The organism is Seohaeicola nanhaiensis, assembly GCF_042654245.1.
Classification (GTDB): Bacteria; Pseudomonadota; Alphaproteobacteria; order Rhodobacterales; family Rhodobacteraceae; genus Seohaeicola_A; species Seohaeicola_A nanhaiensis.
The window spans coordinates 32,194-56,573 of sequence record NZ_JBHSGI010000026.1 but is presented as its reverse complement, the minus strand read 5'-3'; the positions used below and the strand labels follow the sequence as shown (position 1 = coordinate 56,573).

21 protein-coding genes and 4 pseudogenes are annotated in these 24,380 nt (G+C 60.4%); 7 read left to right on the top strand and 18 right to left on the bottom strand.

The features are described 5' to 3' along the window. Nucleotides 1-21: 21 nt before the first annotated feature. Both ACFO5X_RS18455 and ACFO5X_RS18450 read left to right on the top strand, forming a co-directional pair. A complete protein-coding gene (locus tag ACFO5X_RS18455) occupies nucleotides 22-831 on the top strand; it encodes an enoyl-CoA hydratase/isomerase family protein (RefSeq protein ID WP_380719708.1) in 810 nt (269 codons plus the stop codon). Between the two features lie 27 nt (nucleotides 832-858). Next, on the top strand, nucleotides 859-2,055 hold the full coding sequence (locus tag ACFO5X_RS18450) for a phenylacetate--CoA ligase family protein (RefSeq protein ID WP_380719706.1): 1,197 nt from the start codon (nucleotides 859-861) through the stop codon (nucleotides 2,053-2,055). A 63-nt stretch (nucleotides 2,056-2,118) separates the two neighbouring features. Here ACFO5X_RS18450 and ACFO5X_RS18445 read toward each other — a convergent pair. Beyond that, nucleotides 2,119-2,635: pseudogene (locus ACFO5X_RS18445) on the bottom strand (IS66 family transposase); the annotation flags it as partial. A 135-nt stretch (nucleotides 2,636-2,770) separates the two neighbouring features. Between ACFO5X_RS18445 and ACFO5X_RS18440 the strand changes: the two are divergent. Both ACFO5X_RS18440 and ACFO5X_RS18435 read left to right on the top strand, forming a co-directional pair. Next, nucleotides 2,771-3,728, top strand: a pseudogene (locus ACFO5X_RS18440) (IS630 family transposase); the annotation flags it as partial. A gap of 218 nt (nucleotides 3,729-3,946) precedes the next feature. Continuing rightward, nucleotides 3,947-4,246: pseudogene (locus ACFO5X_RS18435) on the top strand (helix-turn-helix domain-containing protein); the annotation flags it as partial. On the opposite strand, the gene ACFO5X_RS18430 reads toward ACFO5X_RS18435, so the two are convergent. After that, nucleotides 4,228-4,395, bottom strand: coding sequence for an IS4/Tn5 family transposase DNA-binding protein (locus tag ACFO5X_RS18430; RefSeq protein ID WP_380719704.1), 168 nt, complete (start codon nucleotides 4,393-4,395; stop codon nucleotides 4,228-4,230). The pseudogene ACFO5X_RS18435 and the gene ACFO5X_RS18430 sit on opposite strands and share 19 nt — an antisense overlap. 71 nt (nucleotides 4,396-4,466) lie before the next feature. Further along, a complete protein-coding gene (locus ACFO5X_RS18425) occupies nucleotides 4,467-5,510 on the bottom strand; it encodes an IS1595 family transposase (RefSeq protein WP_380719702.1) in 1,044 nt (347 codons plus the stop codon). A 101-nt stretch (nucleotides 5,511-5,611) separates the two neighbouring features. Here ACFO5X_RS18425 and ACFO5X_RS18420 point away from each other — a divergent pair. Beyond that, nucleotides 5,612-6,570 (top strand): IS630 family transposase gene (locus ACFO5X_RS18420; RefSeq protein ID WP_380719700.1). Its coding sequence is split into 2 segments (ribosomal slippage): nucleotides 5,612-5,953 and nucleotides 5,956-6,570, totalling 957 coding nucleotides; the frame shifts between segments, so codons are not numbered across the junction. A gap of 158 nt (nucleotides 6,571-6,728) precedes the next feature. Beyond that, nucleotides 6,729-7,202, top strand: a pseudogene (locus tag ACFO5X_RS18415) (IS6 family transposase); the annotation flags it as partial. A gap of 138 nt (nucleotides 7,203-7,340) precedes the next feature. Here the strand turns inward: ACFO5X_RS18415 and ACFO5X_RS18410 are convergent. The 3 genes from ACFO5X_RS18410 to ACFO5X_RS18400 are packed head-to-tail and all read right to left on the bottom strand — an operon-like array spanning nucleotide 7,341 to nucleotide 10,566. After that, nucleotides 7,341-8,507: an acyl-CoA dehydrogenase family protein gene (locus tag ACFO5X_RS18410; RefSeq protein ID WP_380719698.1), complete on the bottom strand. Its 1,167-nt coding sequence runs from the start codon at nucleotides 8,505-8,507 to the stop codon at nucleotides 7,341-7,343. 15 nt (nucleotides 8,508-8,522) lie between these two features. Next, nucleotides 8,523-9,764 (bottom strand): thiolase family protein, encoded by a 1,242-nt coding sequence (locus ACFO5X_RS18405; protein WP_380719696.1) that lies wholly within the window; start codon nucleotides 9,762-9,764, stop codon nucleotides 8,523-8,525. A 13-nt stretch (nucleotides 9,765-9,777) separates the two neighbouring features. After that, nucleotides 9,778-10,566 (bottom strand): enoyl-CoA hydratase/isomerase family protein, encoded by a 789-nt coding sequence (locus tag ACFO5X_RS18400; protein ID WP_380719694.1) that lies wholly within the window; start codon nucleotides 10,564-10,566, stop codon nucleotides 9,778-9,780. Between the two features lie 112 nt (nucleotides 10,567-10,678). On the opposite strand from ACFO5X_RS18400, the gene ACFO5X_RS18395 reads away from it, so the two are divergent. Beyond that, nucleotides 10,679-11,782, top strand: coding sequence for a CaiB/BaiF CoA transferase family protein (locus tag ACFO5X_RS18395; RefSeq protein WP_380719692.1), 1,104 nt, complete (start codon nucleotides 10,679-10,681; stop codon nucleotides 11,780-11,782). Nucleotides 11,783-11,804: 22 nt separating this feature from the next. Here ACFO5X_RS18395 and ACFO5X_RS18390 read toward each other — a convergent pair whose 3' ends face one another. From ACFO5X_RS18390 to ACFO5X_RS18335, 12 genes are all read right to left on the bottom strand, one after another. After that, nucleotides 11,805-12,593 (bottom strand): SDR family NAD(P)-dependent oxidoreductase, encoded by a 789-nt coding sequence (locus tag ACFO5X_RS18390; protein ID WP_380719690.1) that lies wholly within the window; start codon nucleotides 12,591-12,593, stop codon nucleotides 11,805-11,807. A gap of 13 nt (nucleotides 12,594-12,606) precedes the next feature. Next, nucleotides 12,607-13,398 carry an ABC transporter ATP-binding protein gene (locus tag ACFO5X_RS18385; protein ID WP_380719688.1) on the bottom strand — a complete coding sequence of 264 codons (792 nt, stop codon included), beginning with the start codon at nucleotides 13,396-13,398 and terminating at the stop codon, nucleotides 12,607-12,609. A gap of 61 nt (nucleotides 13,399-13,459) precedes the next feature. Continuing rightward, complete coding sequence (locus tag ACFO5X_RS18380; RefSeq protein ID WP_380719686.1) at nucleotides 13,460-14,698, bottom strand: ABC transporter substrate-binding protein; 1,239 nt, start codon at nucleotides 14,696-14,698, stop codon at nucleotides 13,460-13,462. A 36-nt stretch (nucleotides 14,699-14,734) separates the two neighbouring features. After that, nucleotides 14,735-15,736, bottom strand: coding sequence for a branched-chain amino acid ABC transporter permease (locus ACFO5X_RS18375; RefSeq protein ID WP_380719684.1), 1,002 nt, complete (start codon nucleotides 15,734-15,736; stop codon nucleotides 14,735-14,737). 54 nt (nucleotides 15,737-15,790) lie between these two features. Continuing rightward, nucleotides 15,791-16,675, bottom strand: coding sequence for a branched-chain amino acid ABC transporter permease (locus tag ACFO5X_RS18370; RefSeq protein WP_380719682.1), 885 nt, complete (start codon nucleotides 16,673-16,675; stop codon nucleotides 15,791-15,793). Between the two features lie 15 nt (nucleotides 16,676-16,690). After that, a complete protein-coding gene (locus ACFO5X_RS18365; protein WP_380719680.1) occupies nucleotides 16,691-18,688 on the bottom strand; it encodes an AMP-binding protein in 1,998 nt (665 codons plus the stop codon). 4 nt (nucleotides 18,689-18,692) lie between these two features. After that, nucleotides 18,693-19,472, bottom strand: coding sequence for an ABC transporter ATP-binding protein (locus ACFO5X_RS18360; protein WP_047998046.1), 780 nt, complete (start codon nucleotides 19,470-19,472; stop codon nucleotides 18,693-18,695). 209 nt (nucleotides 19,473-19,681) lie between these two features. Next, nucleotides 19,682-20,521, bottom strand: a complete 840-nt coding sequence (locus tag ACFO5X_RS18355) for an HTD2 family dehydratase (protein WP_380719678.1) — start codon at nucleotides 20,519-20,521, stop codon at nucleotides 19,682-19,684. A gap of 11 nt (nucleotides 20,522-20,532) precedes the next feature. Beyond that, entirely contained in the window at nucleotides 20,533-21,696 is a 1,164-nt protein-coding gene (locus tag ACFO5X_RS18350; protein WP_380719676.1) for an acyl-CoA dehydrogenase family protein, read from the bottom strand. Between the two features lie 3 nt (nucleotides 21,697-21,699). Beyond that, nucleotides 21,700-22,494 carry a citryl-CoA lyase gene (locus tag ACFO5X_RS18345; RefSeq protein ID WP_380719674.1) on the bottom strand — a complete coding sequence of 265 codons (795 nt, stop codon included), beginning with the start codon at nucleotides 22,492-22,494 and terminating at the stop codon, nucleotides 21,700-21,702. Next, nucleotides 22,494-23,408 (bottom strand): SDR family NAD(P)-dependent oxidoreductase, encoded by a 915-nt coding sequence (locus tag ACFO5X_RS18340; RefSeq protein ID WP_380719672.1) that lies wholly within the window; start codon nucleotides 23,406-23,408, stop codon nucleotides 22,494-22,496. The genes ACFO5X_RS18345 and ACFO5X_RS18340 overlap by 1 nt, the downstream gene beginning before the upstream one ends. A gap of 12 nt (nucleotides 23,409-23,420) precedes the next feature. Continuing rightward, the gene (locus ACFO5X_RS18335) at nucleotides 23,421-24,380 is read right to left on the bottom strand and encodes a hydroxymethylglutaryl-CoA lyase (protein WP_380719670.1); all 960 of its coding nucleotides are present in this window, start codon (nucleotides 24,378-24,380) and stop codon (nucleotides 23,421-23,423) included.

Sequence of the window (24,380 nt, the reverse complement as noted above, 5' to 3'; positions counted from 1 at the left end):
ACCCTGAGGAGGAAAAGAACCATGTCTGACCGTTACGCAAAATATCACAAGATGAAATTCGACTACCCGGCTGATCGCGTCCTGCGCATCACGTTCGACCGCCCTGAGTCCTTCAATTCCGTAGATGCGGAAACCCACACCCAGATGACCGACATGTGGCTCGACATCGACCGCGACCCCGACATCAGTGTGGTCATCGTGACCGGCGCGGGCAAGGCGTTTTCTGCTGGCGGCGATTTCAGCCTGATCGAAAACATGATCGGCAATTCGTACGAGATCATGAAGACGTGGAAAGAGGCCAAAGACCTCGTTTACAACATCATCAACTGCAACAAGCCGATCATTTCCGCCATCAACGGTCCTGCCGCCGGTGCCGGCCTTGTGGTGGCCATCCTGGCCGACATCTCGATCGCCGGGAAGAAGGCCAAGATCGTTGACGGTCACCCGCGTCTGGGCGTTGCCGCTGGCGATGTCGCGGCAATCATCTGGCCATTGCTGACCTCGATGGCCAAGGCGAAGTACTATCTGATGACCTGCAAGCCGGTGTCCGGCGAAGAGGCCGAGCGCATCGGGCTGGTGTCCATGTGCGTCGAAGATGACGTGTTGCAGCAGACCGCTTTGGACACGGCCGTCGAACTGGCCAACGGCTCGCAAAGCGCGATCCGCTGGACCAAATATTCGCTGAACAACTGGCTGCGCCAGGCTGGCCCGATCTTCGATGCCTCGACTGCGCTTGAAATGCTCGGGTTCATGGGCGAAGACGTCAAGGAAGGGGTGCTGTCGCATCGCGAGAAGCGCGCGCCGAACTTCCGCAAGGACTGCCCGCTTTAAACCACGACTGCACAGGGAGGCATGGTCATGTCTGAAGACATCTACAAGGACATAGCTCAGGCCTATGCCGCCGCAGCCGAAAGGGCCCCTGGGCTGAAATCACGATTTGCGGCTGCCGGATTCGATCCGGCGACCGTCAGGTCTCTGGCAGATCTGTCACGGCTGCCGGTGATGAAGAAGGAAGAACTTCTCAAGCTCCAGCGCGCCAACCCACCCTTCGGCGGGTTTCTCGCAGTCGATCTAAGGGATGTCGGCCGGATCTACGTGTCGCCCGGCCCGATCTTCGAGCCGTCGCTTTCGGGCGGCGGTGGACACGGCTTGGACCTGCTGTTCAGATCGGCCGACGTGGGCGCGGGCGACATCATCCTGAACACCTGGATGTATCACCTCGTGCCGGCGGGGCTTTTGTTCGACGAAGCGGCACAGGCCGCCGGGGCCACCGTAATTCCCGGCGGCGTCGGCAATACCGAGCTTCAGGCGCAGATCATCGTCGAAACCGGCGTCACTTCGATCTGCGCATCCACCGCGTTTTTCCTGACGCTGGCGGACAAGGTGATCGAAACCTATGGCCGCGACGCCTGGAAGGTGAAAACGGCCTTCCTCGGTGGTGAGATGGGTGACTGGATGGCCAAGCGCCGCCGGATCGAGGCCGATTACGGCGTGTCCACCTGGGCAGCCTATGCCACCGCCGATCTGGGCCTTGTCGGCTATGAGGATGGCGGCGACGGCTATGTGGTTCATCCCGACCGCGTTGTGCAGATCTGCGATCCGGTCAGTGGAGAACAGGTCGCTCACGGGGAACCGGGCGAGGTTGTTGTGACCGCGCGCGATGCCACCTGGCCGATGATTCGGTTTGGCACCGGCGACAGCGCCTTTGCGCTGGAGAGCAACGCGGATGGCAGCATCAGCCGGATTTCCGCACTGCAGGGCCGGGTCGGCGCTGCGGTGAAAGTGCGCGAGATTTTCGTCTATCCGCGCGTGGTCGAGGAAGTCGTCATCGGCTCGCCCGGCGTGAAGGCCGCGCAGGCCGTGGTAACGCGCGAGAACGATCGCGACATGATCCGCATCTCGCTTGTGCTGGAAGACGGTGCCGATGCTTCTGCTGCGGAAACAGCCGCAGCAGAGACCTTCAAACTGCATGCACGAATCCGCGCCGACGAGGTGAGCATTGTTTCGGAACTGCCCGAGAATGCAGAACTGATCATTAACCAAAAAGACGGTTGAAATCGCTTCCCGATCATCTGCGACAACCGCAGAAACGGAGTAAGCAACCGGCGAGAGCCGCGGCTACGCGGCTTTGATACCTTCAACTTCAGCCTTCCAATGCATCGGGAGCAGCTCATGCACGCGCGAGATTGTGATGTTTGGAAGGCGGGCAAGCACATCGGCCATCCATGCTTGGGGGTCGATATCATTCATTTTTGCCGTTACGATAAGAGTATACATAAAGGCGGCTCTGTCGCCGCCGCGCTCTGAGCTCGCAAAAAGCCATGACTTGCGTCCAAGGGTAAATTCCTCTGAGGGCGCGTTCGGCGGCGTTATTGGGCCGGCAGATGCGCCCGTCGTCGAGGAGCGCTGTGAAGGCCGCCCACCGACCATGTTTAGGGGTGGTGAAGTAGTCGATGGCTTTGGCGACGCCGTTGTGTTTCGACAGCTTGCCGCGCTCTGCGATCAACCAGCTACGCAGACCTTCGACCAATGGGCTTGATCGTTCATGTCGCGCGGCCAAGCATGTGCGTGTGCCTGCGGCCTTGCCATTGATTTCACGCTCGATATCGAAGATCGCGTCGATACGTTTATCCGCTCTTTGCAACCTTGGTGTTGATTTCCACCGAGAACTGACCCGGGTAGCGTCCTAAAGCGGTTTGCGTTTGATCTGAATCGAAAGTGGATTCACAGGAGGCTGTTTGTTTGATTCACTTCTTTTGGGAGGTGGATCATGGGCAAGCCTTACTCTTTAGATCTTCGGGAACGGATTTGCGCATACGTTGCCAAGGGAAACTCAGCCCGGTCTGCAGGGCGGCTTTTCGGGGTGAGCGCGGCGACGGCGGTTCGGTTTGCAGCAGAGCATCGAGACCATGGCGCTGCGCGTCCCAAGCTGCAGGGCCGCCCCGCTGGTCAGTTTGGCAAACTCGCACCGCATCGGGAGTTTCTGCTGGAGATCGTGCAGGCCGAACCGGACATCACGCTCAAGGAACTGGCCGCAGCCCTGTCGGAAACACATGGCGTAGATGTTCAGTTCTCCTCGCTGCACCGTGCTCTCGAACGGGCTGGACTGTCATATAAAAAAAGGACTGATCGCAGCCGAGCGTGATCGGCCCGCGCTCCGCCAGGCCCGTCACGATTGGATCATGCGCCGCCAGCCTCGCATGCGCCTGGAACCGCACAGGCTGGTCTTCATCGACGAGACGGCGGTCAAGACGAACCTCACGCGGCTCCGCGGACGTGCCCCTGTCGGGGAGCGGCTGTACGGCACAGCCCCATTCGGCAAATGGGGCACGCAGACCTTCATCGCTGGGCTGACGCAGGACGCCCTGATCGCGCCATGGGTGATCAAAGGGGCGATGAACGGTCCCGCCTTCGACACCTACATCGAGACGCAACTGGCCCCGGCGCTTGATCCCGGAACCGTCGTCATCCTCGACAACCTGTCCACACACAAGAGCCAGCGCGCCGCCGAAGCACTGCGCAAGAGAGGCTGCTGGTTCCTGTTTTTGCCTGCCTACAGCCCCGATCTCAATCCGATCGAAATGGCCTTCTCCAAACTCAAAGCTCACCTGAGGCGGATCGGCGCCAGGACCTATGATGCCTTGTTCGAAGCTCTTGGCGACATCTGTGACATGTTCAATCCAGACGAATGCTCGAACTTCCTCAAAGCTGCAGGATATGCCTCAGATTACACGCAAAACGCTTTAGAACCTTTGCACCAGAGCCGCGCAGCTCCATACCGGCCAGCGGTCATGTGTTTGCCGCGCAACAGGCCTGATACATGACCGCACCCGATCACACGTCAATGCTGTTCGAAAGCCAACTTGCGCGAACGGGGGCATCCATACATGACCCATGTGACCCTTCCCCCACGCGACGCGCGCAGGGGGGCAACGGAGTGATCCACATGGGACTTTTGAACATTATTCGGAAGCTGCGTTTGCGGCACGGCCTCCCGATCCGGGAGATTGCCCGACGGACTGGTCTGTCGCGCAATACGATCAAGAAGTATCTGAACGCGGGGACGATCGAGCCTTCCTTTTCGACGCCGGAGCGGCCCAGCAAACTCGATCCTTTTGCCAACAAGCTGGCAGGCTGGCTGAAGACCGAGGCGGGGAAGTCGCGTAAGCAACGGCGGTCCCTGAAGCGGATGCATGCTGATCTGGTCGCGCTTGGCTTCACCGGATCCTACAATCGCGTGGCGGCCTTGGTGTTTGACCAGTCCTGAAACGCCGTCGGCAGCGATTTTCCCGGCCGTTCACCAAGGGCCTCGAGCATTCCTTCGAGTCGCCGGTTCAGCCGGGCATCTCCCAGATCGCATCCGGCAGTTTCCGTTTCCACCCAAGTTTGTCCCATGTCTGCACCTCAATCATTTGGTGCCACATGACGAATCATGATCGGTTCCTTACAAACAAGACCAGGCGGTGTCAGCAAACCGTGTTGGCGCGAGGGCCTGAAGCGAGCAGCAGCCTGAGCGCATGAAGGTAGGAGCGGTCCGCGTTGCTTCGGGCGGCATGCCATCGGCCGTAGGCTGCAAGGTTCTTTGACGCGGGTCCGCAGAAGGGTTGCATGAAGGCGCGGAAACGGCTGATCAGGGCGTTCACGGTGTTGATGTGGTGGCTGCGCGGGGTGCGTTCCGTCCGCCGCCCTGCGTTGAGCGCGAAGTGCGGGATGCGCGCGTCCTTCGCGATCCGCTCGTAGGTGACGAACCCGTCCGTGCAGAGCACCGCGTCCGGCGCCATCACGGGCAGCAGGGCACCGGAGATCGCGGCCTGGCCCGCGTCGGCAATGGCCTCGAACGCCCGGTGGCCGGCGCGATCGGTTGCCGCGAGGAGCTTCTTCTCCCAGGCCCGCCAGCCCCCCGGAGGCGCGACCGCCGAACCGCTCCTGCACCGATAGGCCCGCCACCTCAGGCGGGGCGGCACCGGGTGGTTCACGGGGTCACGCCGGTGCCTGACCCACTCCCTCGACCCCTTTCGGCTCTCGCGTTGGTGGGCTTCGTCGGCTTCGACGATGCCAGCAAGGGTGGCGTCGGGCTCCGGCTTCAGGGCGCCGATGATCGCCATCCGCCAGCGCCAGATGCTGTGACGCGACGCACCCAGCACCTCGGCCCCGCGGCGGCACGACATCGGCTGCGGCGCCTCGATCATGTCGCGTGCCAGCGCGACCACCAGATCGGGGCGGTGAACCCGGGCCAGCGGCGTCCCGCTGCGACCTGACCACGTCGCCCCGCACCCCGAGCAGTTCCATCGCTGTGCGCCTGTTCTGGTCCGACCCCACCGGGTGCGCGCGTCGCCCCCGCAGCGCGGGCAGGACGCCGCCGGGCCGCCAGCATCGGCCCGCGCGTCGATCTCCAGGACCGCCTCGGCACGCTTGCGCGCATCTGCAACGAGCCCTTCGGCCTGGCGCAGCTCCTGCGGGGTCAGGCGGGCAAGCAGACGGCCGAATTCAGCCGGATCGAAGCGGGGCATGGCGGGTCTCCTGGAGCTTAAAGCGTCCGACGCAAAACCTGAATCGGAATGGATTCCCTTGAGGCATCAGATGTGATTCATCCTGTTTGGGAGGATGGATCATGTCAGCACCTTTGCCATTGGCACTTCGGACGCGATTTCAGAGATTGGTTGAGGAAGGGTTGAGCGGACGGGCGGCAGCGTTGCGTTTGAAAGTGTCACCTGCCACGGGTGCAAGGTGGGCGCGGCAAGTGAGGGTCAGAGGCCATGCAGAACCTGCCCCTCAGGGACCTCCGCGCGGCAGGGGAAAGCTGGTCCCGCATCAGGCTTTCCTTGAAGAATTGATCGCCCAAGACCCCGACATCACGCTCTTCGAGCTGCGCGATGCGCTGGCCGATGCCGAGGGCGTGATGGTGCATCACTCCTCCATCGCCAACCTGCTATCCCGGCTCGGCTTCACGTACAAAAAAAGTCGCTGGTGGCGACCGAGCGCCGCCGCGCCAAGGTAAGACAGCAGCGCGCGGATTGGTTCAGGCATCGGCTGCCTGCCATTGCGGCCTTGCCCGAGCGCGTTGTCTTTATTGACGAAACGGCCGTGAAGACCAATCTGACCCGCCTGCGCGGCAGGGCGCCGCAGGGTGAACGCCTGACAATGGACGCACCCTTTGGCAGTTGGGGCACCCAGACGCTGATCGCAGGTCTGACCCAGGACGCGCTGATCGCGCCGTGGGTCATCAAGGGCGCAATGGATGGCTCCGCTTTTGCCGCCTACATCCGCGAAGTGCTGGTCCCCGAAATCGCCCCCGGCACCGTCGTCATCCTCGATAACCTTGCCACGCATCGGAACGCGGAGGCCGCGCAGGCCTTGCGAGACCACGGATGCTGGTTCCTCTTCTTGCCGCCGTACTCGCCCGATCTGAACCCCATCGAACAAGCCTTCTCAAAGCTGAAAGCCCACCTGCGACGGATCGGTGCCAGAACATTCACCGATGTCTTCGAAGCCATCGGATCAATCTGCGACCTATACGACCCAGCAGAGTGCTGGAACTACTTCAGGGCTGCTGGATATGTCTCAGGTTAATGTCGAATTGCTTTAGGAAGCCTCAGCATACCTCACTGACAGATCAGAACAAAGTGCGAACCAACACGCTTTGCTGACACAGCCCAAGACCAAGTCTGACGGGTGAATCAATTCGCCGCACCACACCTATGGGTAACTGCAAGGACAACCGGGCGGTTACGTCCTGGCGAATGGACGAGACCTACATCAAGGTCAAAGGCCGATGAACCTATCTCTACCGTACCGTTGATCGCAATGGCGAAACCCTTGATTTTATGCTGTCTGAGCGCCGTGATCTGGCAGCGGCACTCCGCTTCTTCAGAGGTGCTATCGCCACCCACGGGGTTCCGGACCGGGTGGTAATTGACAAGAGCGGAGCCAATCTGGCTGGCCTGCAGGCGGTGAATTTTATCCTCAAGTTCACCGGCACGGGCAAGAAGGTTAAGATCCTGCAGGTCAAGTACCTCAACAATCTCCTCGAGCAGGATCATCGCTTCATCAAGCGCATAACCGCCCCAATGATGGGCTTCAAAACCTTCCACTCCGCGCAGGCCACCATTGCAGGGATCGAGATCGCCCACATGATCCGAAAGGGACAGATCCCGGCCAATGGACGTACCGCCTTTCAGCAGTTTACGGACCTCGCTGCATAATCATGTTCGAAGCTTGGGCGACTCAAAAAAGCCCAAAACGATGCGACAGAACCGTTTGGATCGACCTGCTTAACGCCATTGGGCCGGAACGATCACGCCGTGGCTGCACCTCGTGTGCCGTACCGGCCCGGGCGCATTTCAGAACGCGTTCAGCCCGGTCAGGTTGCGCCCGATGACCAGCTTCTGGATTTCGGTGGTGCCGTCCGGGATCGGCATGACCTTGGCATTGCGGAAGTGCCGTTCGACGGGAAACTCTTTGGTGATACCGTTGCCGCCGTGGATCTGCACGGCCTTGCCGGCGATTTCGACTGCCATTTCAGTCGCATACCATTTCGCCATCGAGGTCTGCGTGTCGCAGCGCACGCCCAGTTCCAGAAGTTGCAGCCCACGCTGGCACAACAGGCGCGCAGCATCCAGATGCGTGGCCATGTCGGCTAGGTAGCCCTGGATCAACTGGTGCCCGCCGATCGGCTTGCCGTGCTGCTCGCGCTCTTTCGAATAAGAGACTGCGCACTCCAGCGCCGCTTGTGCAATACCGACGCTTGTCAGTCCCACAAAGACCCGCGCGCTCTCAAAAAGCTTCAATGTCTGGAACAGGCCCCCGCCTGCATTTCCCAGAACATGTTCGGCGCTGGTTTCCGCACGGTCAAAGAACAATTCGCAGGTCGATGCCCCGACAAGCCCCATCTTGCGCAACTCGCGGCTTTCATAACCGCCCTTGTCGCGATCCACGATAACCATGGAAATGCCACCGTCCAGATTGCAGACAACGATGGCGAAATCCGATTGCGCACCGTTGGAAATCCACAGCTTCTGTCCGCTGACAAAAATCCTGTCGCCGTGGCGCTCCGCGCGGGTCTTGACCTCACGCACGTTCGAGCCGACGGAGGGTTCGGAAATGCAAGTGGCGCAAATGCGCTCACTGCGCAGGAGCGGTTTGAGATAAGCCTCTTTCTGCGCCGCGTCGCCCAACAGGTTGAGCGCGAATGCGGCATGGCCCTGAATCAGAACGGCAATCGCCAGATCGGCCCAGATCCGCGCCAGTTCCTCGTAGAGGATGCCATAGGTCATGCGGTCGATCCCCGCGCCACCGTCCTCTTCGGGGAGCAAGCCGCTGATGAGCCCGAATTCCTCGACCTTGGCGAACAAGCCCTTGAGGGTTTCCGCATCCGGAGGATGGCCCAGGTCTTCGTATTTTTCCACTAGCGGAGCGAATTCCGCATTGGCCATCTTGCGGAAGTTTTCCAGCAACATGCGCTGGTCGTCGGTATAAATCGCCTGTGCGGCAGCAATCACATTTTCCATTTTCTTTTCCTTGTTTCAGCGGCCCAGAATGGTAACGCAGGCGGCGGCTTCCTCGACGCCGTGCAAGCCGCCGCCATTTTCGGCGATGGCGTTCTGTGCGCCGTCAACCTGGCGTGCGCCAGCCTCGCCGCGTAGTTGCGTGACCAGTTCGAATATCTGGCCAATCCCGGTGGCACCCACCGGGTGGCCCTTGGATTCCAGCCCGCCCGAGGTGTTCACCGGGATGCGCCCGCCGATCGTTGTCTCGCCGCGGAGGCTGGCCCGGCCACCTTCGCCGAACGGGACAAAGCCCAGGTTCTCTATCTGGATGACCTCGCCCACGGCGGTTGCGTCGTGCACTTCGGCGAGGGACATGTCATCGGGGCCAAGCCCGGCTTGTTCATAGGCTTGCAGGGCGGCAAGGCGGGTCAGGTGGTTTTCGTGATCCTCGGGCGCGCGGTCGGTGCCCGAGCGCAGGACCGCTGCCTTGACCCTGATCGCGCGGGTCCGGTCGATGCCCAGCCGTTTGAGGCCCTCGCCCGTACAAAGCACCGCCGCCGCCGCGCCGTCGGAAATCGGGGCGCACATGGGAAGGGTCAGCGGGTAGGTGATGGGCGGCGCGGCGAGCACCTGATCAATGCTCATGCTGTCGCGATATTGCGCCAGCGGATTATGTACCGAGTGCCCGTGGTTCTTGGCGGACACGGCCGCGAAGTGTTCCTGTGTCGTGCCAAAAGTTTTCATGTGCAGCCGCGCGAAGCCGGCATAGACATCCATGAACACGCTATAGGGCTTGGACGATTTCGAGCCTTCGGGTTCCTCCACCCCGGCACCCAGATCGGCCAGGCGCTGCGCGACCGCTTCGCCGTTGCTCACGTCCCAGCCGCTGTCAAAGGCCGCGAACATCAGCGCGCGGTCATCGGAATACATCTTTTCGGCCCCCACGGCGAGGCAGCAATCGCCGTTGCCGGCCTTGAGGAAATCCACCGCCAGCTTGAACCCGGTCGAGGCGCTTGCGCAGGCGTTTTCGACATTCACCACCGGAATGCCCTGAATGCCCATCTCGCGCAGCGCGATCTCGCCGCGGATCATGTGCTGGCCTTCCATGTGGCCCTGCACGGCATTCGAGAAGAACGCACCGTCGATGTGCTCTGCCGCAAATCCGGCATCGGCAAGGGCACCGGTGACGGCCTCGCGGGTCATGTCCTTGATGGACTTGTCCCGGAACTTTCCGAACGGCGTCATGCCGACGCCGACGACATAAATATCCTGCATCATTCGTTCTCCTGTGTCAGTATCCGCGAAACTGCGGCTTGCGCTTCTCATTGAATGCCGTCAGCCCCTCGCGCATGTCCCAGGACCGCATATGGGCGCGCAGGTTCAGCATCTCTTCGGCCAGCGCCGCAGGTTCGTCCACGTTCATCGACCTATTCGCCACAGCCTTCATGCGGCGCAGCACGGCGGGGCTCTTGTCGGTCAGCTTGTCGGCAAAGGCCTGCACCGTCTCGCGAAGCTGCGCATCCGCAACCACCTTGTTGACCAATCCCCACTCCATCATTTCCCGCGCCGAGACATTTTCGCCCGAGAACAGCAGGTATTTCGCGCGGTTCAGTCCGATCCGGCGCGGCAGGATCGCGGCGCCGCCGGCACCGGGAAAGACGCCGAAATTGGAATGGGCATCGCCAATCTGCGCGCTTTCGGCGGCAAAGACCAGATCGCAGGACATCACCATTTCCAGCCCGCCCGCCATGGCCAGCCCGTTGACGGCGGCGATCACAGGCTTGGGGCCATGGCGTATCAGCCCGAACGTGTGCTCGACCAGATCGAGCAGGTCGGACTCTCCGGGTTCATGCCTGGCACCGGCCACTTCCTTCAGATCGGCCCCCGCGCAGAAAGCACGGCCCGAGCCGGTCAGGACAATAGCGCGAATGGCATCGTCGGCAATCGCGGCTTCAAGCGCATCTGCCATCTCGCGCAGCATCTGCATCGACATGGCGTTCAACTGGTCGGTCCTCTGGAAGGTGATCCATTCGGTTCGGGCCACGCGCTCCACGGACAGGGTCTGGGGGGCTTCAGTCATGGTAAGCTCCTGAAGAAGAATGAAAAGATATGATTTCAGGTTGCCTTTTGCGGCGGATTGCGCTGCTATGGGCCAGACCCGCACACGGATAAAACGACAACGGGAGACTGACATGAGCACTGCACCACTGGCCGGATTGAAAATCCTCAGCCTCGCGGAACAATTCCCCGGCCCCTACGCGACGATGCTTCTGTCGGATATAGGGGCCGAGGTGATCATGGTCGAACGGCCCGGTGTTGGCGATCCGGCGCGGCAGTTTCCGCCGCTGTTTCGTGCACTGAACCGGGGCAAGCGCAGCGTGGCGCTCGATCTGAAATCCGCCGAGGGGATCGCGCGGTTTCGTGAGATGGTCAGCAAATCCGATGTCATCGTCGAAGGCTTTCGCCCCGGCAAGCTGGCAGCACTTGGCGCCGGGTTCGAGGACATGCGCAAGATCAATCCGCGGCTGGTCTATGTGTCGATCTCGGGATACGGGCAAGACGGCCCCTATCGCGACAGGGCGGGGCATGACCTCAGCTATGAAGGCGTCGGTGGTCTTCTGGCCGATCAGGCCGAGGCCGGGCAACCGGGGCCGGTGCCGACCCTGCCGCTTGCGGATATCGGCGCCGCGCTGTTCGCGGCGATCGCGATCCTCTCGGCTGTGGTATCCAGCCAGCGGACGGGGCAGGGCCGTTACGTCGATGTCTCGATGTCGGATGCGGTGGTCTCGATGCTCACGGCCTTCCTTGTGCCCGCGGCCAATGGCACGCCGCTGGGCGAGTTCATCTCTGAGCCGGGCTATGGCGTGTTCACCTGCAAGGACGGCAAACTGCTGACGCTGTCCATCGCGCATGAGGACTGGTTCTGGCATCCGTTCTGCGAGGCGATCGACAAACTGGACCTCGCCGGGATGAAAAGCCGCGACCGTGTCACGCGCAAGGACGAGTTGCGGGAGGAGATTGCGGCGGTTCTTGTCGGCAAGACGCGCGCGGACTGGGGCGGTCTCTTTGACAAGGCCGGCGTACCCTGGGGCCCTGTCAATTCGCTGGCCGAGGCCATGAACGATCCGCATGTGCGCGCCCGCCGGTTGCTGCGCACCATCGCGCACGATGGCGGCAAGACAGAGACTTTTCTGGTCCAACCCCTGAAATTCGACGGTTTCGAAACCGAGATTTCGGGGCTGCCGCCGGAGATCGGCGCCGATAATAAACGCTTGTTCGAGGGCGGCCCCAATTGATTGCGACTGCCCATATTCGGCTCTAGCAAGCAAATGAATAACCGCCATTCACCGGATAGGTCTGGCCGGTGATCCAGCTTGCTGCATCCGAGCAAAGAAACAGGATCATGCCTGCCGCGTCTTCCGGCTCACCCAGCCGACGGATCACATATTGCGAAAGCGCCCGCTTTTCGGTCTCCGCATCCGGGATCAGATCGGCGACCGCCGGGGTTCTGGTGCCGCCTAGGGCGACGCAGTTTGCGGTAACTCCGAACCGGCCACCGGCCTTTGCAATGGCGCGCATGAAGCCCGCCGCCCCGGCCTTGGCACCGGAATAGACCGCCAGGTGCGGCTCGCCCACCCGGCCTGCGTCGGAAATGACCGTCACGATGCGTCCGTAGCCACCCTTGACCATCATCGGCATGGCGTGGCGGGTGCAGTTCAGCACGCCATCGAAATTGGTGGCCATCCAGCGCCGCCATTCGGCGGGGTTTGATTCCCAGAACGGTACAAGATCGTCGAGCCGTGACGTCGGCCCGGCATTTCCAGCATTATTGACCAGAATTTCCACGCTACCAAAGACGCGCTGCGCCTCGGAAAAGGCCGCGCCGACAGCATCGAAATCCGACACGTCAAAGGCCATCGGTAGCGCCTTTGCACCAGCCGCTTCCACTTCCGCCGCGACGCTTTCGGCCCGCGCGGCGTGGAAATCGTTGACCACAACGGCACCCGCGCCATGTTCGGCGAGATAAAGCGCGACCTGACGACCCACGCCTTGTCCGGCCCCGGTTACAAGTGCGGTATGACCCTTGATGTCCAGCAATTCAGTCATTGTATTTCCCCTCCTATCCGAGCCATCTTTTGCGGCGCCGATAATGCTTGATTTCGCGATAGCTCTTGCGTTCACCGGAGGCGGTGACACCAAGATAGAATTCTCTGATGTCTTCGTTGCCGGCGAGCTTGTGGGCGGGGCCATCCAAGACGATGCGCCCGTTCTCCATCACATAGGCGTAATCGGCGATCGACAGGGCGGCGGCGCTGTTTTGTTCAACAAGAAAGAAGGTCGTGCCTTCGCGCTTGAGCTGTTTGAGAACTTCGTAGACGTCACGGATCATCATCGGCGCCAGACCCAGCGACGGCTCGTCGATGGCGATGATCTTGGGCCTCGCCATCATGGCCCGGCCGATCAAAAGCAGTTGCTGCTCACCGCCGGACATGAACCCCGAGGTGCGGTTGCGCAGGTCCGCAAGACGCGGCATCAGGCTGTAGACATGAGCCAGACGGTTTTTCAGTTCGGTGGAATTGGTCACCATATGCCCGCCGACAATCAGGTTCTGTTCCGATGTCAGGTGACGCAGCACGCGTCGGCCCTCCATCACATGGATAAGGCCATTCTTTACCACATTCGACGCTTCCATGTTCTGAATCGGCGTGCCGTTCAGGACGATCGAACCGGCGGACACGGTTCCGTCTTCGGATTTCAGAGTTCCGGAAATCGCCTTGAGCGTCGTGCTTTTTCCTGCCCCGTTTCCACCGAGAAGCGCAACACACTGACCCTCGCGCACGGTCATTGAGACCCCTTTGAGCGCCAGAATGACGTCGGAATAGGTCACTTCCACGTTATTGAGTTCGAGCATAACTTCGGGTCCGGATCCAGAGAAAGGGTCGGGCACCACGATCGCGGTGCCCGGGTTTTGTTTACCACTTGCTCAAATCGGGAACATCGACGCCGGTCGCCGCGATGGTGATCTTCCCGTCCTTAACCGTGCCCACGTTCACCTTGAGTCCTTTCAGAGGAAAGGGGGCTTCGGGGGTGAAAGTGAGACTCGGAAGGAAGCCATGGGTTTCCTCCGAGGTGATCGGCTTGGCAAAGAGCGCCTCGCGCACCAGCTCGCCCGTCAGACCTTCGGCACCGTTCTCCTCGATCGCGTGCTCGATCACGGCCACGGTATAGAGGGCCTGGGAAATCCCCATGGCCGTCACGACATTCCAGGGCGCCTTGAGCCCGTAATCCGAAACTAGGGTCTGGTAGAACTGCTGCGCTTCTGTGTCCTCATCGGCCGCGATCACCATGCCGTAGGCCTCAAAGTCGCCTTCAAGCTGCGCCAGCCCGCCAAGCGCTTTGCCCGAGGCAGGCAGCCCGTTATGCGAGCTCATCATGATCGGGATGTCGGCCCCGTTGGCCTGCAACCCGCGTTTCGCGGCGACCACGATCGAGGTGTTGGTCTGGATGATCACCGCTTCGGCCCCCGACCGCGCGACGCGACGCATTTGCGCGGTCAGGTCGGTCGGCTGCACGTCGGTATAGATGACCTCAACCAAATCGGCGGCCTCGGGATACTCTTCGGCATAGACTTCGAGCCCCTTTCCCATATCGACATAGGCAGGGGATGCCTCGGAGGACAGGACCGCGAATTTTATGGGTTCGTCGCCGCCACGCTGTTCGCGCATCCAAGCCAGAAAGCCTGCGGCTTCATGCGCATAGGTCGGGCGCGGATTAAATATCCAGGAATCGGGCTGCCAGGCAAAGCCATAGGCGGCCGTGGCCATGAACATCGGGATCTTGTCTTCGGGTAAGCGTTCGGACAGGGCCGCCACGTCCGGCCCGCCAAGGCCGACCACGGCGATCGGCGCCAGCTCCGACTTGATTCCGGGCCACAGGCTGGCGACCTGTGCGGCATCATATCGGGTCTCGTAGTTCTTGTAGTTCAGCTTGACGCCGAGTTCCTTGCCGCTGGTCGCGTTCCACCAGTCGAAAACGACCTCCCGGCTTGAGGCCAAGATCGGCATGATGTCGGCATAGGGGCCAGAAAAGTCCGACAGAAGCGCAAGGTTGTATGTGGTCTCCGCCTGTGCCTTCATTGGTAGCGCCGTGGCGAGCGCCAGCGTTCCGGCGGCCAGCAGCCCCCCAAGGCCCGATTTGCTGAGGTATGTCATTTTCATTCTCCTCCCAGGTTATAGACCGCCCCGAAATCAATAGGGGAACGGCCAGATACGATAAGACGACTTCAGGATATTCCAGCGGTGCATCAACCCCTTGGGTTCAAGGATCATGAACAAGGCAATCACGCCACCAAGAATGACGTTCATGCCCGCGAACACGATATCGCCTCCCAGAAACGAGACGGAATCGGCGATATTCGGGCCGACTGTGGCAATAACTTCCTGGATGGTGCGAATGACGAAGACACCGACCAGCGCCCCGACGATCGACCCCATTCCACCGACGATGATCATCGCCACGAAAAAGATGGAATGGAACAGGGTGAATTGATCGACCCCGATAAAGCGGATCATGTAGGCCCAAAGTGCCCCGCCGACGCCAGCATAGAAGGCGCCGATCAGAAAGGCATTCGCCTTGGTAGCCGCTACATTGATCCCCATGATGCCTGCGGCCACGTCATCGTCCCTGACCGCGATGAAGGCGCGACCGAAGCGCGACCGGATGATCCCGAACGCGCCTGCGATCATGATCGCGGCAACCGCAAGGTTCATGTAGAATTGCTGGGTCTCGGTGACGAAGCGCAGCCCGAATATCTCTGCTGCCGGCACGGTGACTCCATTTGAGCCACCTAGCCAGGAGGATGGCAGGTTCAGGACTGCAAAATGAAAGATGAACTGTGCCGCGAGAGTGGTCAGCGCCAGATAGAACCCCTTGATCCGAGTCGCCGTCAAACCGAAGAGAAAGCCGAACAGCGCAGCCGCGAACCCGGCCAACGGTATGGTCAACAGGAACGTGAGACCGGTCTTGGAGGCCAGTATCGAAGCGGTATAGGCGCCCACCCCCATGAATGCGGCCTGGCCCAGATTGATCTGGCCCGCATAGCCGGTGCAAATCTGGAGTCCGACGGCGATCACGGCGCTGATCAGCATCATGTTCAGCACGGCGATGATACGCCCGCTCACAAGATAGGGCATCGCCAGCATAACCACGAGGAACAGCGCCAGGCAAACCGCCTGCCAGCGCGTGCGCACGAGACGTCTGTCGGCGCGATAGCTTGTGGGAAAAATGCCGGAAGGATCCATGAATTAAACCCGCTCGATTGTGCGCCAGCCGAACAGACCCGTGGGCCGGATCAGCAGAATGGCAAGCATGATGATATAGGGCACGACACTGCCGAGCGAGCCGCCGATGATCGGATCGAGGTAGTTGGTGGTCAGGCTCTGGATTACACCGATGATGATTCCCGCCAGGACAAGTCCGCCGATCGACTCCAACCCGGCGAACAATGCAACCGGCAGTGCCGCAAAACCGATATCCGAGGCCAGAAAGGTCAGCGACTTGCCGCTGAGGAAGATCATCGCCCCTATCGTGGACAGGATTGCGCCGAGAATCCAGGCAAAGGCAATAGAGCCTTTCACCGAAATCCCCATCGAAGCAGCGACGACGTGATCTTCGGCCACTGCCGTCATCCGCAGGCCTGAACGGGTCCAGTTGAAGAACCAGGACAGGCCAACGGCGGCAACGATGGTGATGATCCCCCCGATAAGCAAGTTCATCGGAATCAGCATATCGCCGAGGAAGAGCGGCTTCAGCGGAAAGATGATCGGGAATGGCCGGACGGAAGCCCCAAACAGCAGCAGGACGACGCCACGCAGCAGGATCAGCAGGCCGACAGTCACCATCACCATCGAGAACACCGATTCACCGATCAGCTTGGTGAGGAAAATCCGTTCGATCAGATAGCCGACAAGACCCGCAAGAACCAAGGATAGCGGGATCGACAGCCACAGGCTCAGGCCGAGCTGCATGGTTGTGAACCAGACGATGAAACCGCCGATGATCACCAGTTCGCCCTGCGCGAAATTGAACACCTTGCTAGCGCGGTAGATCACGACGAACCCCATGGCCACCAGCGCGTAAAGCAGGCCGATCAAGGCCCCGGTGATGATGTCATTGATGAAATAGACCATTTTTGCCGACCTCCCTTAAATTTGCGACCGCCGCCCGGCAGCCTTCGATCCGCTCTCGACATCCGATACACGCACCTCGGCCCTGAGCACGCCCTGGCGTCCATCCTGATAAGTAACGGCAATCTCAAGGTCGATCTTGTCGGCACCGCTGTAAATAGCCTCAACGAGCGTGGCATACCGATCTTCCAGGAATTCGCGCCGGAGTTTCCGGCTGCGGGTCAGCTCGCCTTCGTCCGGGTCCAGTTCCTTGGGGAAATTCGCGAACCGCACGACCCGAGAACCTTCGGGCAGCAAGGCGTTGATGCGCGAAACCTCGCCTTTGATAAGGTCCAGAACCTCGGCTTTTTGCGACAGGTCGGTATAGGTCGAGAAGCTGATATTGTTCTCTTCGGCCCAGCGGCTGAGGACCTCCATGTCGATATTGATCAGCGCTCCGACAAAATCCCGGGTTTCGTCGCCCAGCGTCATAAGATCCTTGATGTAGGGGCTGTAGCGCAGCCGTGTTTCGATAAACTGCGGCGGATAACTGTGGCCGTTCGCCAGGCGGCGCATGTCCTTGACGCGGTCGTAGAATACCAGCTCTCCGTCATCGGTCATCGAAACCGCATCGCCGGTGGCATACCAACCGTCTTCGGTCAGCACCTCGGCGGTCTTGTCCGGTTTGCCATAATATCCGCCAAAGCCCGAGCCGCCGCGGACCTGCAACTCGCTTTGCGGCGTTATGCGGTATTCCAACGGATCGCCATAAGCGGTATTGCTTTGCATCCAGCTGCCGCTTGTTTCCAGCTGATAACTTTCGCTGACATGCGCGGTCAGAAGGCCGATTTCGGTCGCGCCATAGACGTTGCGCAGCTTGACCCCCATGGCGTGGAACATGCGAAAGACTTCGGGGGCCATCAGAGCACCGCCGCACATCGCATTTTTTGCCTTGCCAAGGCCTAAATTGTCGCGCAGGTGATGCAGCACCAGCGCCTCGGCAAAGGGAAGTCGCAGGCGCGAGGCGAGGCTGGGACTGCGCCCTTCCAAGCGTTCGACATAAACGTCACGGCCGACTTTCATACCCCAATTGTACATCAAGTTGCGGAACTTGCCCGCGCCCAACATCCGGGCCTGCACGATCGACGCAAGGTTTTCCCACTGGCGCGGACTGAACACCAGCGCGTCAACCGCCAGTTCGCGGATGTTGGTCAGCACGTCTTCGGGGCCTTCGGGAAAATTGACGACCATGGGCGCGATCAAACCGATCGACAGGCCGAAAATCTGTTCCGTAACCCAGGCCGGCGAAATGTAGGTCAGGTATTCGGTGCCCGGCGCGATTTCGATTGCCCCCATCACCCGTGAGCAGTTGTCGAACAGGTAGCGATGGCTGATGACAACGCCCTTGGGTTTTCCCGTGGTCCCCGAAGTATAGGACAGCACGGCGGTATCGTCCGCCCTCCCGCGTTTGACGTGTTCTTCAAATCTGGCAGGCTCTTTGGCGTGGATCTGACGTCCTGCCGCGCTCACACTTTCAAAGGAATGCAACAGGGGATGATCATAGCCCCATAGACCGGAATCATCCCAGTAAACGATCGCCAGGGCACCCGAGTACTTGCCCGCGATCTCGATGCATTTATCGACCTGCTCCTGATCCTGCGCCAGAAAAATCCGCGTTTGCGAGTCTTCGGCCAGATACAGGATCTCTTCGGCGTTCTGATCCGGATAGACGGACAGGACTTTGCCGCCCAATGACTGAACGGCGTATTCAGCCCAGAAATGTTCGGGTTCGTTTTCCCCGATCAACATGACGGATTCGCCCGCCGACAGGCCCAGGTTGTCCAACCCGAGAGCCAGGGCACGAACTCTGTCAATCACATCGGCCCAGGTGAATTCCCGCCAGATGCCCAGGCGCTTGTGGCGTTCGGCGAGGTTGTTCGGCATGGACGTTGCACGCGCGAGCAAAATCTGCGGCAGGGTTTCGCTGTGTGTCACTGCCGGGTCTGAAAAGACCATTGCTGTTCGTTGTTTTGTCATCCCGCTAACCCAGATATGCCTTGATCACAGCCGGGTTCTTCTGGATTTCTTCGGGCGTGCCTTCGGCGATGACCCGCCCGAAGTCCAGCACCACGATCCGGTCAGCAAGGTCCATAACAACGCCCATGTCGTGCTCGACCAGAACCACTGGAATCTTGCGCGCCTCGCGCACATCGAGAATGAAGCGCGCGAGGTCTTCTTTCTCTTCCGAGTTCATGCCAGCCATCGGTTCATCCATCAGCAGGATGGATGGTTCCTGCGCCAATGCGCGGCCCAGATCGACACGTTTGCGCAGCCCGTAGCCCAATGTGCCCACTGGCCGGTTGCGGATTGCTTCGATCTCCAGAAAGTCAATAATCTCTTCGGCGGCTTCGCGATGCTCTGATTCCTCCCGCATCACGAGCCCAAACTGGAAAAAGGCCTGGATCACATTCGATTTCATCAGCATGTGACGACCGATCATGATGTTTTCCACCACGGTCTGCCCGGCAAAGAGATGGGTGCCCTGAAACGTACGCGCCAGTCCGCGCCGGGCGATCTGGTCAACACGCAGGCCGGTAACGTCCTGCCCGGACAACTCGACACGGCCCTTCTGCGGACGATAGAAACCCGCAGTAACGTTCAGAAGTGATGTTTTTCCGGCACCGTTCGGACCGATGATCGCAAGCAATTCATCGTCGTTCACGGTAATGCTCACATCGTCGAGCGCCGTCACACCGCCAAATTTCAAAGTTGCACTGCGCACAGCAAGCGGCGATGTGACGATCCCCCCATTCGTGGTCATGACTCAGCCCGTGCCTTTTGCCGACAGCCCATGGAACGGCACATAACCCGACCGAACGGTGATCCGCGAGTGACGAGGTTTCCTCGCATTTTTCTCCTCCCACCTCTTATTTCAGAGTGCTGCTGCCGGAGGTGCCAAGCCTCTTTCTGATACCTAACATCTGTTAGAAAGTTAAATCAACAATTAAATCCGCCGCCAAGCAGAACCGCTCAGACAGTCGCGTATTCTGCGGTAAAGCTTCGAAGACCGGTTTGATCCTGGCACCAGACGGTTCCGGAGTTTTCGGCGCCTTCACTATGCAACTGCAATTCGCAGGGCAGGGTCAGCGGTGCGAGTCCCCGGAAAGAAAACCGCTGGGGCGACGTCTTCAAGGCTTCCGCCGCCAGATTCAGAAGAAGCGTCGCCTGCAATGGGCCATGCACAACAAGCCCGGAATAGGCTTCGGTTTCGGTGGCGTAGACGTGGTCATAGTGGATGCGATGGGCATTGAACGTCAGCGCCGAATAGCGAAACAGCAGCATCGGATCCGGTGCAAGGCTCGATCTGAGCGTGGTGGGGTCAACCGCGTCAGGTACGTTCTTGACCGGGCGGGGCGCAGAAATCTCGCGATAGACAATCGATTGCTTCTCCCGAATACAAAGCCGGCCGCCGCTCGAATACTCGTGTTCTACGGTCACAAAGACCAACGTTCCGCTGCGGCCCTGCTTGGCCGTTATATCCCCGATCACCGAGCGGCGGGTGACGGCTTCGCCGATCTTCAGCGGCGTGAGATGTGTAACATCGCCGCCGGCCCACATACGGGCTGGCAGCGGGACAGGGGGCAGAAACCCACCCCTTGCAGCATGGCCATCGTCTGACAGAGCGGCAGCTGGCACGGTATCAAGGGCAATACACCAATGAATCCCCAGCGGGACATCACCTGCTCCGCCGCAAAGATGCGGACCGAACGTGGCACGGAATTTGTCGATCAGACCGTGCGTCAGGACGTCTTCTTTGGTTTCAGTGCGTCCTAGCCAGGGTGCCAGCGCGTCAAGGTCGATCTCACTCATGGTCCCTGGCCTCAGAACGACCGCGGCATACCCAGGATATGCTCGCCGACATAGGACAGGATGAGGTTGGTCGAGATCGGGGCCACCTGATACAGTCGGGCCTCGCGGAACTTGCGCTCGACATCGTATTCGCGCGCAAAGCCGAAGCCGCCATGGGTCTGGATGCAGGCATTGGCCGCTTCCCAGCTGGCATCGGCGGCCAATAGTTTTGCCATGTTCGCCTGTGCCCCGCAATCCTGCCCGGCGTCAAAGCGTCTTGCGGCCTCGAAGCGCATCAGGTTGGCGGCCTCGACGTTCACATAGGCCTTGGCGATAGGAAACTGCACGCCCTGATTCTGACCGATCGGGCGATCGAAGACAATACGCTCGCCGGCATAGGCGCGGGCCTTATCCACAAACCAGTATCCGTCGCCGATACATTCCCCGGCAATCAGCGTGCGTTCGGCGTTGAGCCCGTCAAGAATGTGGTAAAATCCGCGGCCTTCGGTTCCGATCAGGTTCTCGGCGGGAATCTCCAGGTTGTCGAAGAACACTTCATTGGTTTCGTGGCCGGGCATGTTGGCGATGGGGCGCACCTCCATGCCATTGCCGATGGCCTCTTTCAGATCAACCATGAAGATCGACAGGCCCTGGGACTTCTTCTTGACATCTTTCAACGGTGTGGTGCGGGCCAGCAGGATCATCAGGTCCGAATGTTGAATGCGGCTGATCCAGACCTTCTGGCCGTTGATCACATAGCGGTCGCCCTTCCTGACCGCTGTGGTCTTGAGCTTGGTGGTGTCGGTGCCGGTGGTCGGCTCTGTCACGGCCATGGACTGCAGACGCAGCGCGCCGCTGGCGATGGCGGGCAGGTATTTCTGCTTCTGCTCGTCCGACCCGTGCCGCAGAAGCGTGCCCATGTTATACATCTGCCCATGGCAGTGGCCCGCGTTGCCGCCGCAGCGGTTCACCTCTTCCATGATGATAGAGGCTTCGGTCAGACCCAGGCCCGATCCGCCGTATTCCTCGGGGATCATCGCGGCGAGCCAGCCCTCGCGGGTCAGCGCATCGACAAATTCCACGGGGTAGGTTTCGTTCTCGCCGAATTTTCGATGATATTCTGGCGGGAACTGTGCACAAAGCGCGCGCAGGGCATCGCGCAGGTCGCCATGGGTTTCGGGGGCTGATGTCTGCATCGTTTATTTCGCTCCCGGTCCCGAGGTTTCAAGGATTTCCTGCTCGGCACGCTGCCACAGCTCATAGGAAATCGGGTTTTCGCTTTCCTCAAGGATATGGCCGACCAGCCCGATCGCCCGCGCCATCACACCGAAGCCGCGCACGATCTTCCAGGGGAACCCGAATTCGCAGCAGATCGCGCCGATGGCACCGGTGGCGTTGATCGGCAGCATCTTTCCCGATTTCGCCTCTGCCACGCCCTGAATTTTCTGAATCAGAGCGACATATTCGCCGGATTTGCCATTCTCGGCGGCGATCTGGAACAGGCGCGGTGTGCGTGGATCAACCGGCTTGTGTACCGGATGGCCAAGCCCCGGCACGATGGCCTTGCGGGCGCGGAACTTTTCGACCGTCTCGACGGCAAGCGCATCCAGATCGACACCGGTTCCCAGCTTGTCCTGCGGCAGCGCCTCGTAAAGCATCTTCGACGCGCCCTCCATCGAGCCGACAAAGACCGTGCCCAGCCCGCACAGACCGGCCGCCACCGCCGCCTGAAGCGATTCCGGCGCGCCCATATAGGTCATGCGTGCGGCAAGGGCCGAGGGCGTGATGCCATGTTCCACCAGGGTAATGACAATGGCGTTGAAGACCCGGCTTTCCTCTGGCGTGGCCTTGCGGCCCGTCAGTTGCAGAAAGGCGAGATCGCCCAGGTTCATGTGGCCCAGGATCTCGTTCGGCAGGTCAAGGCCCCGCACGCAGATCTTGTCAGGGGTGCTCCAGCCGATGTTCGAAGTGATCTTTTCCTTGCGCTTCCCCATCAGACCGGATCCCACGAAAAGACATCCGCCGACACCTCGAGCGGTGTGAACTGCGATCTGAGCGCGGGAATGGCGCGCTCGGCGATTTCATCTGCTGTCCAGCCATGGCCGGAATGAACCGACCGCACCGGGCGGGGCTGGTTGAAGAGGAAGATCTCATTGTTGCGAACGGCAAAGATCTGCCCGCTGACGCCATCGGCCTTGTCGGACATGAGGAAACAGGCCATGGGTGCCACCTTTGCAGGGGTCATCTGTTTGAGCTTTGCAACCCGCGCCACCTGATCGGGCGTTTCGGTCTTGATCGACGAGATCATCCTGCTCCAGGCGAAGGGCGCGATGCAGTTCGACCGCACGTTCCACCGCTTCATGTCGAGCGCGACCGATTTCGAGAACGCCGCGATACCCAGCTTTGCGGCCGAATAGTTCGCTTGCGCCAGATTGCCGATCAGACCCGAGGTCGAGGTCATGTGAACCAGGGCACCGCCTTCCTGTTCGCGGAAATAATCGGCGGCAGCGCGGCTGGTATTGAAGGAACCATAAAGATGGACCTTCACCACCGCATCGAAATCCTCGTATGTCATCTTGTGGAAAAACCCGTCGCGCAGGATGCCTGCGTTGTTGACCACAGCGTCAATGCGACCGAATTCCTTGACACCGGCCTCGATCATCGCACGCGCGGCCTCGGGGTCGGTGACCGAACCGCCATCGGCGATCGCATCACCTCCGGCGGCTTTGATCTCTGCGACGACGGCCTGAGCGGCGCTTTCGGTCTGGCCGGTGCCTTTCAGGGATGCCCCCAGATCATTGACCACCACCGCCGCCCCTTCGGACGCCGCCATCAGCGCGATATCGCGGCCGATACCGCCACCCGCGCCGGTGACCAGAACCACTTTTCCGTCAAGTGCCTTTGCCATCTTCATTCCTCTTCAGTTTGCCTTGCGGTACTTGTCGAGCCCGCCGGTATGCATGACCCGGCCCATCAGTGGTGCGCCGATGATTTCTTCCGCCTTAACCGCCGCAGCGATCAGCTTGTCCAGGTCGATCCCGGTTTCGATGCCAAGCTCGTGGCACAGGAACACCGCATCCTCAGTGCAGACATTTCCTGCGGCGCGGGCATGGCCGTGGCCCGCGAAGGGACAGCCGCCAAGACCGGCGACCGAGCTTTCGAACATGTCCACCCCCATCGACAGGGCCGCGTAAAGATTGGCGATGCCAAGGCCGCGCGTGTCATGGATATGCATCCCGATGCGCGCATCGGGTGCCATTTCGCGCAGCGCGCCGATCATGCGCTTGACCGCTTCGGGGTTGCCCCAGCCCATTGTATCGGCGATCACAAGGATCGGTACGGGGATGTCCTCTTCTTCGCACAGCTGAAGAACGAAGCGGAAATCGTCCAGGATGCGGCTCTGCGGGATCGGCCCCTCGAAGTTGCAGCCGAAGGCCGTCATCACATAGGCCGCGTCGATCGTATATCCCTCTTCCTTGTAAAGACGAACCCAGTCGCGTTGTTTTTCCCGCATTTCCGCGGAGGAACAATTGTTGTTCGATTGGGCAAACGCCTCGGAAGGATATAACAGCAGGCGCGGGTCGATATCGACCTCATGCGCCGTCAGGGCCTTGCGAAACCCTTTGTCGTTCAGCCATAGTGACGTGTAATTCACGCCCGGCTTGCGCTTGATACGCTGGAACAACTCCCCGGTGTCCGCCATCTGCGGCACGTATTTCGGGCTGACAAAGCTGCCGACCTGAATGCGCTTCAGACCGGTTTCGCTAAGCATATCGATCAGTTCGATCCGCTGTTCGATCGGGTAGATCTTCTTTTCGATCTGAAAGCCCTCGCGCGGGCCTTCCTCACGAAATTCGACGAATTTGGGAAAGTCGCTCAT

Excerpts from the sequence above, each read along its gene's own strand:
- ACFO5X_RS18425 (WP_380719702.1), bottom strand. The coding sequence starts at position 5,510 with ATGCCCCGCTTCGATCCGGCTGAATTCGGCCGTCTGCTTGCCCGCCTG.
- ACFO5X_RS18380 (WP_380719686.1), bottom strand. The coding sequence starts at position 14,698 with ATGACATACCTCAGCAAATCGGGCCTTGGGGGGCTGCTGGCCGCCGGA.
- ACFO5X_RS18390 (WP_380719690.1), bottom strand. The coding sequence starts at position 12,593 with ATGACTGAATTGCTGGACATCAAGGGTCATACCGCACTTGTAACCGGG.
- ACFO5X_RS18355 (WP_380719678.1), bottom strand. The coding sequence starts at position 20,521 with ATGAGTGAGATCGACCTTGACGCGCTGGCACCCTGGCTAGGACGCACT.
- ACFO5X_RS18340 (WP_380719672.1), bottom strand. The coding sequence starts at position 23,408 with ATGGCAAAGGCACTTGACGGAAAAGTGGTTCTGGTCACCGGCGCGGGT.
- ACFO5X_RS18410 (WP_380719698.1), bottom strand. The coding sequence starts at position 8,507 with ATGGAAAATGTGATTGCTGCCGCACAGGCGATTTATACCGACGACCAG.
- ACFO5X_RS18335 (WP_380719670.1), bottom strand. The coding sequence starts at position 24,380 with ATGAGCGACTTTCCCAAATTCGTCGAATTTCGTGAGGAAGGCCCGCGC.
- ACFO5X_RS18385 (WP_380719688.1), bottom strand. The coding sequence starts at position 13,398 with ATGCTCGAACTCAATAACGTGGAAGTGACCTATTCCGACGTCATTCTG.
- ACFO5X_RS18350 (WP_380719676.1), bottom strand. The coding sequence starts at position 21,696 with ATGCAGACATCAGCCCCCGAAACCCATGGCGACCTGCGCGATGCCCTG.
- ACFO5X_RS18365 (WP_380719680.1), bottom strand. The coding sequence starts at position 18,688 with ATGACAAAACAACGAACAGCAATGGTCTTTTCAGACCCGGCAGTGACA.
- ACFO5X_RS18455 (WP_380719708.1), top strand. The coding sequence starts at position 22 with ATGTCTGACCGTTACGCAAAATATCACAAGATGAAATTCGACTACCCG.
- ACFO5X_RS18360 (WP_047998046.1), bottom strand. The coding sequence starts at position 19,472 with ATGACCACGAATGGGGGGATCGTCACATCGCCGCTTGCTGTGCGCAGT.
- ACFO5X_RS18430 (WP_380719704.1), bottom strand. The coding sequence starts at position 4,395 with ATGGGACAAACTTGGGTGGAAACGGAAACTGCCGGATGCGATCTGGGA.
- ACFO5X_RS18450 (WP_380719706.1), top strand. The coding sequence starts at position 859 with ATGTCTGAAGACATCTACAAGGACATAGCTCAGGCCTATGCCGCCGCA.
- ACFO5X_RS18405 (WP_380719696.1), bottom strand. The coding sequence starts at position 9,764 with ATGATGCAGGATATTTATGTCGTCGGCGTCGGCATGACGCCGTTCGGA.
- ACFO5X_RS18400 (WP_380719694.1), bottom strand. The coding sequence starts at position 10,566 with ATGACTGAAGCCCCCCAGACCCTGTCCGTGGAGCGCGTGGCCCGAACC.
- ACFO5X_RS18345 (WP_380719674.1), bottom strand. The coding sequence starts at position 22,494 with ATGGGGAAGCGCAAGGAAAAGATCACTTCGAACATCGGCTGGAGCACC.
- ACFO5X_RS18395 (WP_380719692.1), top strand. The coding sequence starts at position 10,679 with ATGAGCACTGCACCACTGGCCGGATTGAAAATCCTCAGCCTCGCGGAA.
- ACFO5X_RS18370 (WP_380719682.1), bottom strand. The coding sequence starts at position 16,675 with ATGGTCTATTTCATCAATGACATCATCACCGGGGCCTTGATCGGCCTG.